The sequence below is a fragment of the Idiomarina sp. UBA3162 genome (assembly GCF_002364475.1).
Lineage (GTDB): Bacteria > Pseudomonadota > Gammaproteobacteria > Enterobacterales > Alteromonadaceae > Idiomarina.
In genome coordinates, this window is sequence record NZ_DEYI01000029.1 from 5,450 (window position 1) to 16,124 (window position 10,675).

Sequence of the window (10,675 nt, forward strand, 5' to 3'; positions counted from 1 at the left end):
GCCGGTGGTTATATTCAAATCGAATGCCCGCCGCACCACGTGAAGTATAAAGACTTTGATATCGCTCCGGAGTACCGTGGTGATTGGGAACGCTTTGGTTTCTTAGACGTTGAGTCTAAAGTCGACGAAGAAGTGGTACGTGCATACTCAATGGCGAACTACCCTGATGAGAAGGGTATCATCATGCTTAATGTGCGTTGTGCAACGCCGCCGCCAAATGACTTGAGCTTGCCAGCAGGTAAGATGTCATCATACATCTTCAGCCTGAAACCCGGTGATAAAGTGACAATTTCAGGTCCATTTGGTGAGTTCTTCGCGAAAGAAACCGAAGCGGAAATGGTCTTCGTAGGTGGTGGTGCAGGCATGGCGCCAATGCGCTCGCACATCTTTGACCAACTCCGTCGCTTGAACACCGATCGTAAGATCTCGTTCTGGTACGGTGCGCGTTCGAAACGTGAGATGTTCTACACCGAAGACTTTGACATGCTGCAAGAAGAAAATGATAACTTCGATTGGCACGTCGCATTGTCTGATCCGCAGCCTGAGGACGATTGGGATGGCGATACTGGCTTCATCCACAACGTGCTTTATGAGCGCTATCTGAAAGACCATGATGCGCCTGAAGACTGTGAATTCTACATGTGTGGTCCGCCAGTCATGAACGCTGCGGTCATCAATATGCTCAAAGAGCTGGGCGTAGAAGATGAAAACATTATGTTGGATGATTTCGGTGGCTAATTAATGAACGTTTCTACAGTGAAACATGCATTAGCAAGCAAACTGTGGCTAGCCCTTTTGGGGCTAGCCTTTTTGGTTTCTTGCTCTGATGCGCCGCGTGTTATTAAAATGCAGGGCGCGACCATGGGAACCAGCTATCACATTACTGTGTTTAGTAAGGATCCTCGCTACGGCAAACAAGAGATTCAGCGTCGTGTGGACACGGTGTTGCAGCAGGTCAATGCACAAATGTCGACCTACGACCCAGAGTCTGAGTTATCGAAGTTTAACCAACACTACTCTACCGAGCCTGTAGTTATCTCGCGCGCGCTGGAACGCGTGGTGTCACGCGCGATTGAAATTGCTAACGAAACAGATGGCGTGCTGGATGTGACCGTTGGGCCGCTCGTTAATTTGTGGGGGTTCGGTCCGCAAAATCGACCGGAAGAGATTCCAACGGCTGAGCAACTCGATGAAATTGAAGCTTATGTGGGTTACCAAAAGTTAGCCATCAATAACCATCAATTAAGTAAGTCGCATCCTAAGGTTTATGTTGACTTATCGACCATCGCAAAAGGTTATGGTGTCGATCGGGTGGCGAGTTTATTGGAAGATCTTGGTATCAACCAGTATCTCGTTGAAATTGGTGGTGAAATTGTAGCCTCGGGTGGTAAGCCTGATAATGAACCATGGCGCCTCGCTATAGAAAAGCCCGTTTCTACGGAACGAGCTGTGCAAGAAGTTGTCTCATTTAAAGAGGGCGCGTTAGCCACCTCTGGTGACTATCGAAACTTTTATGTTGAGGAAGGTCGTCGATTTTCTCATATTATTGACCCAAGAACCGGCGAGCCTATTCAACATAAACTCGTGTCTGTAAGCGTTTATGCTAATGACTGTATGTCAGCAGACGCCTATGCAACAGCATTGATGGTGATGGGGCCTGAACGCGCTAAAGCGTTTGCTCAGCAACATAAGCTGGCGGTGATGCTCGTGTTTAAGACCGATGACGGTTTTCAGGAGTTTGTCAGTCCACAGTTTGAACCCTTGCTGCAAGCGAAGAGTTAAGGACTGAGAAGGAGTACTCATGCAAACATTTTTACTGGTATTTGCTCTTTTTGTAGTCGTCGTTTTAGCGATGGCTGTGGGCTATATCATGCAGAAAAAATCTATTTCAGGCAGTTGCGGCGGTATCGGTGCATTAGGCATGGAGAAAGCATGCGACTGTGACGAACCGTGCGATAAACGAAAAGATCGTATGCGCAAAGAGGCACAATGGAAAGAGAACGAAATTCGTTGACCCTCAACAGTTATATCGTTATAACATTAAGTGATTAGGGGCGCGTAAAGCGCCTCTGTTGTTTCGAAGGAGGGCCTCACGTGAAACCGTTTGCACTACAGAGCGACAGTAAAGAACTGTATCTTGATTGTAATGCGACGACCCCTGTGCTTCCGCAAATTGCAGAAGCGGTGTCGCATACCATGGAAACCCTATTCGGTAATCCGAGTAGTAGCCATGTTACTGGACTCAAAGCGCGCTATATCCTCGATACAACCCGCCAGCTGGCCCGCCGAGTGGTTGGTGCTTCTTCTGGTAAACTTATTTTCACCAGTGGTGCCACCGAAGGTATCCAAACCGCTGTTGTATCGGCTATTCGAGCGGCTGTCGACAACCCACAATCGCCACGTAGTTACCTGCTGTATGGCGCTACCGAACATAAAGCCGTGCCGCAGGCGCTGCAACATTGGAATCAATTGTTAGGGCTTAATGCTGAGTTGAAAGCAATACCTGTCAATGAGCAGGGTATTCTTGACCATGAATTTATTGCTGAGCATGTTGGACAGGCTGCGATGATATGTACCATGGCAGCGAATAATGAAACCGGTGTAAAGCAGGATCTGCGCGCATTGGAGCAAACAATTCGAGCCCATGCGCCTAAGGTGCCTTGGATGGTCGATTGCGTCCAAGCCCTTGGCAAGTTGCCACTCGCCCTCGACGATATGTCGATTGATTATGCGCCTTTCAGTGGCCATAAGTTATATGGTCCGAAAGGTATCGGATTTATGGCGGTGCGCGAGTCAGCACCATTCACACCACTCATTATTGGTGGCGGGCAGGAATCGGGGTATCGTTCAGGTACTGAAAACCTGCCCGGCATTGCTGCACTGCACGCGCTCTTTGAACTGATGCTTGATAATACGCAAAGCGTATTTGCAGATTCACAGGCACTTGTGAGTTATCGAGATCAATTGGCTAATGCATTACGCATGGCATTTCCGAGTATTGTGTTTAATCATGATTTCGCAGTTTCGCTGCCCACTACGCTTAACTTTTCGGTGAAAGGGGTTTCGTCTAAGGACATCATGGATGTTTTAGATGCGAGTCATATTCGAGTGAGCTCAGGCTCCGCATGTAGTTCGAAGGTGACACGCAGCTTCGTCTTAGACGCAATGGGTTTAAGCGATTGGCAAAGTGAGTCAGCGATTCGTATGTCGTTCGGTCCCGCAACCACGCAAGACACTATCGATAAGGCCTGTGAACGTATCCAACGTGTCGCACAGGCGTTGCAGCAGTCTTGTCTGATCGTGGCGGACACAAACAATGACCACGATGCGCAGCTCGATGGTGTTGTGCAGCTTAAGTATGATGACCATTGTTGCTATGTACTAATTGATCGTGGCGCTCGAGAAATGGCCGTTATTGACCCTCACCCGGCTTTGGCCGGTCGGTTAGAAAACCTCATTCAGTGCCAACATTACGATGTAAAAGGTGTCTTAGTCAGTTCGGATGATGCTGATGTTCAACAAGCGGCCTCGATGTTGCGTGCTATGCTGATTGATACCGAGCAAGCCACAGACGCATGGGGTTGGCCCGAAAGCGCCGTGGCGGGATGTGATGCCGTACCCGCAGAGTGTGATTGTGGTGTTAAAGGTTGCTTATCGGTAGGTCAACGGCGTTTATTTAAATTGGGTGACCATTTACCGACCTTTTTACTGAGTGAACCGGTTAAAGCAACGGAACGACTGCGGGTAGACTTTGCCTTTTTAGGCGCGCACCAGTCCATCCAGGATATTAAACACTGTATCAGTGAGATGACCCTTGTGTGTCCTCGTAAAGATGCCGCGCATCAGTTGGTCCTTGCGGAGACAATGGCGGCGGGTGCCGCTAAAGTGGTCGAAGATGTAAATGCGCTGTGGCAACGCGATGACATTACTATTATTGACGTTCGTGAGCGTCAAGAGCACGTGGTTGACGATTTGCCCGCTCACGCTCAGGTTATTAATGTACCGCTCACAGAAGCGATCCAGTTTATTCATGAGCATCCGCAGCTAAAATCGTCGCCGCTCGTGTGTGTTTGCCGTTCAGGTCAGCGCAGCGGCGTTATGGCCGATGCGCTCACGCGATTAGGCTTTACTAAGGTACAACATTTGTCCGGGGGGCTTGCGCTGGCTTCCACACCAGTTTAGCTAAGTAGCCTTCTTTGCCGGCGAGCCAACATGCGGCATCTCCATGACATTGGACGTTCCAAATGTTGGCATCGCTGAGTTTGTGCCAGGTTTGGCTTTGAACATGAAATGCGGCAGCACCGGAAGGGTTAGAGGTAAGTAACCAGGTGCCCTGATGCTCGACTTTATCGAGACTGTAGAGAGCGCCTGACAAAGGCGGTTCTGGTAACGCAGTAAACTCACCCGATTGATATTGCCATAAACGGGATGTGTCATTTTGTTCCGTTTCAAGATGGCCGCCCGCAATATAGAAGTTATCTTCATCGTCAGGATAGACCGCGAATATACCCGCGCCTGGACCTGACTGCATAGGGGTCTCGATGACATCAAAGCGAATACCAAAACGGGCTTTGATCAATACTCTTGCGATATCTGCGTTGCCGGTGCCCATCATCCACGTATCATTATGATAACGAACACAGCTACCACTTGAGGCAAAACCACCTTCATTGCTTTGAGGCTTTTGGCTGACTGCGCTGTTGGTTTTTATCCAGTTGCGTCCGCTGGGACTGCGAACCATGCGCCATTCGTCACCTACGCTATCACCAGCGACCCAAGCCTCGCCTTGCGGTGAAACTGCCATACAGTTTAAGAAGGTATCGTTTGAAGCACCGTAGCGCAAACGCCAGTCTGCCCCACCATTCTCGGTAAAATAAATACGCGATTGACCATTATCGCCGATACTTAACGCGTAGGCGCGGCGGTCATCGATTGCTTCGACGTCGCGGAATTGCAAGTCGCTTGGACCCGGTTGTGAGTACTGCCAACTGACGCCCGCGTCTGTCGAACGCGCAACACGTCCATCGACGCCTGATACCCAGATGGTGTTACGACTGACTGGGCTTATTCCTATCCACTGTTGGGACTCAATCGAGGTGATTACTTCAACCTCCGGCGGTTCCGATGTCGTGGTTTGCGCGAACGTAGCACCGCTGGATAAAGTCAGTAATGCCATTGAGCCTTTTGCTATCGAAGCAATCATATAAACCTCAGGTTGAATTACTGCGCGTCAAAGCACAGGTTATTCTCATTTCTACTATCATCGCCCATGAGATACAAATAAGTTGGCATAATATCTAACGCCGTTTTGAGTGTTTTTGGATCTTCTGCAGGGTAGGCTTTCGAGCGCATCTTGGTGCGCGTCGCACCTGGGTTAATGACGTTAGTACGCACTGATGTGGTCTCATATTCATCAGCGATTACCTGTGCTAAGCCCTCGGTAGCAAACTTCGATACGGCGTAGCTACCCCAATAAGCACGGCCCTTGCGACCAACCCCAGAGGACGTGAACACGACCGAAGCAGAGGGAGCCTTTTCTAACACCGGCATTAACGCCTGAGTCATTAGCATTGGGCCGGTGACATTGATTTGCAGCGCGTCATTCCAATCGTTTTCGTCAATATGAGTAAAGGGTGACAGAATCGAAAGAATACCTGCGTTGTGTAACACGCCATCGAGATGGCCAAATTGCTGTTCGATGGTAGACGCCATGTCTTTGTAATGCTGTGCCGTGGCACCTTTTAAATCAAGCGGCACGATAGCGGCTTGCGTATAACCGGCTGCCTCAATTTCATCATACACCGCCTCCAACTTAGCCGTTGTGCGACCCAGCAATATCACGGTGGCACCATGTTGCGCAAAGCTCAATGCGGCTTGGCGCCCGATACCTTCGCCTGCGCCTGTAACCAGAATCGTCTTACCTGCCAGCAGATCGGCGGGCGCCTGATAGTCATGTACCTTTTTGATTTGCATATTTACTTGATTCCATTGGACTGTTTGTAGATCGTTAAGCTATTGTACGTATATTCGAGTAACTTCTCAGCAAACGAATAGAATTTCTGGAAAAAACCTTTCATATTGATTCATACAGGTGTATAAAAATCGTTAAGCTGAAAGCGAATAACAATAATGCAAAAAAGGACTGGGGAATCCACATGAAAAAATTATTACTCCCATTGGCGATAGGCAGTGCGTTGGCACTTGTCGGCTGTGGTAGCGGTGACAGTGCACCGGTTTCTGAGCAAGAAGTCAGTGTAGCAGCGACACGTGTCGCATTTGATCCGTCTAACAGTGTTATCCCTGTACCGAGTAACATCTTACTGAGCGGTACAGTTGACGGCACCTTGAATATTCCAGTCGCAGACCCATCAGAGATTAGCAACCCACAGGTGGCTTTAAATGGTCTTGATGGCTGGGGCACACACTCAACATTAACCTTTGACTTCTCTTTACCGGTTGACGAAAACGGCGATCGCGTGACGGTCACTCCGGCTAGTTTAGAAGCGCAAGGTTCGATTCGTATTTTTGAAACCGTGCAAGGCGGCAGTGCCGTATCTGAAGCCTGTGCAGCAGCGAGTCCGGCAGCAGCGTGCGCTGTAGTAGGTGAGCTCGAGCACGGTACTGACTTTACAGTGAAAGCGGTTGATAACAATACCGTGGCAATCGTGCCTTTACGTCCGCTTAAGCCTAAGACGGGCTATATTGTTGCACTAACGAGCAACATCCAAGACTCGTTAGGTCGTGACGTAAAAGCCTCACAAACCTACACGTTGATGAAACGCAACGCGGATGAAAAACCTGTGTCTGGTGACGCTTCAGCGGTGTCATTACAGCGTTTAATTAACAGTTACGAAGGCGCGTTAGCGCAATTCGGCGTTGATACGGAAAGCGTTGTTTACACATCAAACTTCACGACTCAGTCGGTTGGCGATGTGCTGGGTGTGACCAAGCAGTTATTAGCGCAACAAATTGCTGCGCAAAATCCACCAGCCCTCGTCGCACAGAGCCAAGGTGTATCGCTTGCTCAGGTATTGCAGGGCAATGGTGTAACTGACCAACAAACATTGCAAATCGCAGCCGCGGCGCGCGTGTTCGGTGGTCAAGTGACCTTACCTTACTATTCACCTTTACCTTCACAGGCTAACCCTCAAGCACCGATTAATGGCCGCTGGAGTGCACAGTGTGACAGTCCTGCGTCTATTTTAGGTGCGATTCAGCAAGGTGTGATTGATCCAGCTGGAGCGGGCATTCCTGCGGGTGCTATTGAAGATCCGAGCTTACTGTTACCGCCTAACGCTTGTTTTGACTTCCCAGGTGTTGATGAAGAGCGTCATCTCACTAAGTTCAACCCTGTGCCAGCGAAACAAGGCGATGTTGATGTACCGGCGTTCGTGACTATTCCTGACCTAGCCGTGGTGAATCAGATTCGTCAGAGTCGCGGTATGGAAACCCTAGACGGCGTGCCTGCTGGTGGCTGGCCTGTGGTAATTTTCCAACACGGCATTACGGGTGATAAATCTAACGCGGCCGGTATCGCAGGTTCATTGGCTGCGGCGGGTTTTGCCACCGTAGCTATTGATCATCCACTGCACGGTGATCGTGGTTTTGATTTAAACAACGATGGCACTGATGAAATCAACGCATCGGATAACGTTACGGCGTACATGAATCTGTCTAACTTGTTAGCAGCGCGTGATAACGTACGTCAGTCGATTGCTGATTTGATGGGACTTCGTGTGAGCTTGAATTACTTCCAAGCCAGTGATGGTTCGCAAATCAATGGCCAAAAAGTGTTCTTTGTAGGTCATTCGCTAGGTGCGATCGCGGGTGTTGGTTTTACCGGTATCACCAATACACCGTTTGCAGAACAGTCGCCACTCAGTGCGCTGAATGGTCAATTTGCTGTGCAAGCCACATCCCTTGCGATGCCAGGCGGCAGCGTAGCGAACTTCCTACTGGCGTCGCCTGCGTTTGAGAAAACAATTAAGTCTCAGTTGCTTTACTCGGGTAGTGAAGAGTTTGCAGCTGCGGTGAACGCTCAAGCAGAACAGGCGGGTATTGTACCGGGTGGCGAAGGTTTTGATGCGCTATTAATTCAGGTTTATGACGGCTTTATCGCGCAGGCACCTGAAGCGCAACTGGCACAAATCAACGCGACCTTTGAGCAATTTGCTTTTGCAGCGCAATCAGTTCTGGATTCAGCGGATCCGGTCAACTATGCGTCAGCAGTTGTTGCAAATGATTCACCCATTCACTTAATTGAAGCAGTGGGTGATACGGTGATTCCGAATGCGGTTGAAGGCAAACCACTTGCAGGTACTGAGCCGCTTATTCGTCTGATGGGCTTGCCGAGCGTATCAGCGACCGTCACCTCAGAAGATGGTGAGCCGGTGTCAGGCGCGGTGCGTTTCCCAGAAGCCGACCATGGGTCAATCGTGAGCCCAGCCGCTTCGCCTGCTTCAACGCAAGAAATGCAAACGCAAATCTTCAGTTGGTTTGGCTCGGGTATGTTGCAATTACCAGTGACTAATGAAGAAGTGGTACAGTAAGCCACTGATTGGTGACTGACTAAACTGAACGCAGCCATTTGCGTATAATAAAGGCCAGCAGATTTGCTGGCCTTTTGTTTTGGATATAGGAGAAGGTATGGAGTTTCTTGCCGATATTGGTGGCTTTATAATAAAAGCAGCTGTCATTGTTTTAGCGTTAGTTATCGTGTTGGGTGTAGTGGCACAGACTGCGCAGAAGCAAAAGCGAGGTAAAGGTGAGTTAGATGTAACTGACTTATCAAAAGAATTGAATGAGATGCGCGATCATCTGCGCATTGAGCTACTTGACGGCAAGGCACAGAAGAAAGCGCAAAAGGCGCTTAAAAAGGCGCGTAAAGGTGAGCGTAGCCCAGAATCAAAACTTTTTGTGATTGATTTTAAAGGCTCGGTGGATGCGAAGGAAGTCGACAGCCTCAAGCGTGAAGTGAATGCCATCGTTAGCATGGCGACCGATCAAGACGAAGTCTTAGTCCGTTTAGAAAGTGGCGGTGGTGTGGTTCACGGTTACGGGTTGGGTGCCGCACAATTACAACGACTCATTGACCATGGCTTAAAAGTTACCATCGCGGTTGATAAAGTAGCTGCGAGCGGTGGCTATATGATGGCTTGTGTTGGCAACAAAATTTTATCGGCTCCTTTTGCGTTTATTGGTTCGATTGGTGTCGTCGCACAACTGCCCAACGTCAATAAATGGTTGAAGAATCACGATATTGATATTGAGCAGATCACCGCAGGTGAATATAAACGGACATTAACCGTGTTAGGTGAAAACACGGATGAAGGTCGACGTAAGTTTAAGCAAGATTTAGAAGCTATTCACCGTCAGTTTAAAGAGCATGTCGCTCAGCATCGTACTGACTTAGACATCGAGAAAGTCGCTACTGGCGAAGTATGGACAGGAACTGAAGCGCTTGAACTAGGGCTTGTTGATGAAATTGTGACCAGTGATGCCTGGTTGTTGAAGCAACTGGATGCACACCGCATTTTAAAAGTCGAATACAGTATTAAAAAGCCGCTGAGCGAACGGTTTGCAAAAGGCACCGCGACGTTAGTGAATACTTTAAAATCTTCGTTGACTCGTAGCGACGTGTAGCTGCTCGGTAGTTGCCATGCATTCAACGCACGGTAACTACCCCTTAATTAGCTTTTCTGCTAGGCTATGGCGGTTTTTTTAGTCCGATAGACAACAAAAAAGGACGCTTATGAGCGATAATAAAAAATTAAGTCTGACGACCCGCATTGTCATCGGTATGGTGGCAGGTATCGTGCTGGGTATGGCGCTGCGCTATTTTGCTGGCGACTCGGCATGGGTCGATAGTTATTTGACCAATGGTTTGTTTAACGTCATTGGTCAAATATTTATCACATCGTTGAAGATGCTAGTGGTGCCGCTGGTGTTGGTTTCTTTGGTCGTGGGCACGTGCTCATTAAGCGATCCAAGTAAGCTCGGCCGTTTGGGTGGTAAAGCCGTCGGCATGTACTTAATTACTACAGCCATCGCCATCTCAATTGCTATTTTTTCGGCGATTCTGATTCAACCTGGTAGCGGTGTCGAACGTGCAAGTGACGCGACTTTTGAGCCTTCTGAGGCACCATCGTTGTCGCAAGTGATTATTGATCTATTCCCGGATAACCCCATCACCGCAATGGCGGAAGGCAACATGCTGCAGATTATCGTGTTTGCTTTATTATTGGGTATCGCCATGGCATTGGTCGGTAAGCCTGGAGAGCGTGTTAAGGGGTTATTTGAGGACTTTAACGAAGTTATCATGAAGCTGGTGGTGATTCTGATGAGCATTGCGCCTTATGGCGTTTTCGCTTTGATGGCTAAGCTGTTCACCGAGACCGGACTGGGTATGATATCTAGTTTGGCGAAGTATTTCTTCCTAGTGCTCGTCGTGCTTTTGATTCATGGCTTGATTATTCACCCGTTCTTACTCGGTGTGTTAGCGCGCGTAAAACCAGGCATCTTTCTGCGCAAGATGCGTGATGCACAACTCTTTGGTTTTAGCACTGCCAGTAGTAATGCGACCATGCCGATAACGCTTGAGACCGTGACCAAGCGTTTAGGCGTGAGTAATTCAGTCGGTTCCTTTACCGTACCGCTTGGTGCAACCATTAACATG

Annotated in this window: 9 protein-coding genes; 7 read left to right on the forward strand and 2 right to left on the reverse strand. The window is 48.9% G+C overall.

The window, feature by feature from the left end; genetic code table 11:
* The 4 genes from nqrF to B2X00_RS03475 all read left to right on the forward strand — a co-directional run.
* A partial coding sequence (nqrF, locus tag B2X00_RS03460; RefSeq protein WP_290486133.1) for an NADH:ubiquinone reductase (Na(+)-transporting) subunit F occupies positions 1-738 on the forward strand: 738 nt, incomplete at its 5' end.
* Positions 739-741: 3 nt separating this feature from the next.
* Positions 742-1,782, forward strand: coding sequence for an FAD:protein FMN transferase (locus tag B2X00_RS03465; protein WP_290486134.1), 1,041 nt, complete (start codon positions 742-744; stop codon positions 1,780-1,782).
* A gap of 19 nt (positions 1,783-1,801) precedes the next feature.
* Positions 1,802-2,014 carry a (Na+)-NQR maturation NqrM gene (nqrM, locus tag B2X00_RS03470; protein WP_071463485.1) on the forward strand — a complete coding sequence of 71 codons (213 nt, stop codon included), beginning with the start codon at positions 1,802-1,804 and terminating at the stop codon, positions 2,012-2,014.
* Between the two features lie 80 nt (positions 2,015-2,094).
* Positions 2,095-4,182, forward strand: a complete 2,088-nt coding sequence (locus B2X00_RS03475; RefSeq protein ID WP_290486135.1) for an aminotransferase class V-fold PLP-dependent enzyme — start codon at positions 2,095-2,097, stop codon at positions 4,180-4,182.
* On the opposite strand, the gene B2X00_RS03480 is transcribed toward B2X00_RS03475, so the two are convergent.
* Positions 4,130-5,203 (reverse strand): WD40/YVTN/BNR-like repeat-containing protein, encoded by a 1,074-nt coding sequence (locus B2X00_RS03480; protein ID WP_290486136.1) that lies wholly within the window; start codon positions 5,201-5,203, stop codon positions 4,130-4,132. The two genes, B2X00_RS03475 and B2X00_RS03480, sit on opposite strands and share 53 nt — an antisense overlap.
* Positions 5,204-5,220: 17 nt before the next feature.
* Positions 5,221-5,973: a YciK family oxidoreductase gene (locus tag B2X00_RS03485; protein ID WP_290486137.1), complete on the reverse strand. Its 753-nt coding sequence runs from the start codon at positions 5,971-5,973 to the stop codon at positions 5,221-5,223.
* A gap of 182 nt (positions 5,974-6,155) precedes the next feature.
* On the opposite strand from B2X00_RS03485, the gene B2X00_RS03490 reads away from it, so the two are divergent.
* The 3 genes from B2X00_RS03490 to B2X00_RS03500 form a co-directional block, all read left to right on the forward strand.
* Positions 6,156-8,549, forward strand: a complete 2,394-nt coding sequence (locus B2X00_RS03490) for a VolA/Pla-1 family phospholipase (protein ID WP_290486138.1) — start codon at positions 6,156-6,158, stop codon at positions 8,547-8,549.
* A gap of 97 nt (positions 8,550-8,646) precedes the next feature.
* On the forward strand, positions 8,647-9,642 hold the full coding sequence (gene sohB / locus B2X00_RS03495) for a protease SohB (RefSeq protein WP_290486139.1): 996 nt from the start codon (positions 8,647-8,649) through the stop codon (positions 9,640-9,642).
* A 109-nt stretch (positions 9,643-9,751) separates the two neighbouring features.
* On the forward strand, positions 9,752-10,675 hold a 924-nt coding region (locus B2X00_RS03500), incomplete at its 3' end, for a dicarboxylate/amino acid:cation symporter (protein ID WP_290486140.1).